The 1,145-nt window shown below is 53.8% G+C and carries 1 rRNA gene; it reads left to right on the forward strand.

Features of this window, described 5'->3' with window-relative positions:
* Positions 1-1,087, forward strand: a 23S ribosomal RNA gene (locus ACFC14_RS18835); the annotation flags it as partial.
* Positions 1,088-1,145: the final 58 nt, after the last annotated feature.

Below are 1,145 nucleotides of genomic sequence, written 5' to 3' on the forward strand. Positions count from 1 at the left end.
CGATGTATACGGACTGACGCCTGCCCGGTGCTGGAAGGTTAAGAGGACCGGTTAGCCGTAAGGCGAAGCTGAGAATTTAAGCCCCAGTAAACGGCGGTGGTAACTATAACCATCCTAAGGTAGCGAAATTCCTTGTCGGGTAAGTTCCGACCTGCACGAATGGCGTAACGACTTCCCAACTGTCTCAACCGCGAACTCGGCGAAATTGCATTACGAGTAAAGATGCTCGTTACGCGCAGCAGGACGGAAAGACCCCGTGACCTTTACTACAGCTTGGTATTGGTGTTCGGTGTGGCTTGTGTAGGATAGGTGGGAGACTTTGAAGCATGGACGCTAGTTCGTGTGGAGTCATTGTTGAAATACCACTCTGGTCACTCTGGATATCTAACTTCGAACCGTAATCCGGTTCAGGGACAGTGCCTGGTGGGTAGTTTAACTGGGGCGGTTGCCTCCCAAAAAGTAACGGAGGCGCCCAAAGGTTCCCTCAACCTGGTTGGCAATCAGGTGTCGAGTGTAAGTGCACAAGGGAGCTTGACTGTGAGACTGACAGGTCGAGCAGGGACGAAAGTCGGGACTAGTGATCCGGCAGTGGCTTGTGGAAGCGCTGTCGCTCAACGGATAAAAGGTACCTCGGGGATAACAGGCTGATCTTGCCCAAGAGTCCATATCGACGGCATGGTTTGGCACCTCGATGTCGGCTCGTCGCATCCTGGGGCTGGAGTAGGTCCCAAGGGTTGGGCTGTTCGCCCATTAAAGCGGTACGCGAGCTGGGTTTAGAACGTCGTGAGACAGTTCGGTCCCTATCCGCTGCGCGCGTAGGAAATTTGAGAGGATCTGACCCTAGTACGAGAGGACCGGGTTGGACGAACCTCTGGTGTGTCAGTTGTTCCGCCAGGAGCACCGCTGATTAGCTACGTTCGGGATGGATAACCGCTGAAAGCATCTAAGCGGGAAGCCGGCCTCAAGATGAGATTTCCATACCTTCGGGTGAGAGGCTCCCAGCCAGACTACTGGGTTGATAGGCCAGATGTGGAAGTGCAGTAATGCATGCAGCTGACTGGTACTAATAAGCCGATGACTTGATAACACACCGTTTGTTGGTGCTACGCGTCCACTGAGTGGTTCTCGATGTACGGTCGAGAACC

The organism is Microbacterium sp. NPDC055988 (assembly GCF_042269505.1).
Classification (GTDB): domain Bacteria; phylum Actinomycetota; class Actinomycetes; order Actinomycetales; family Microbacteriaceae; genus Microbacterium.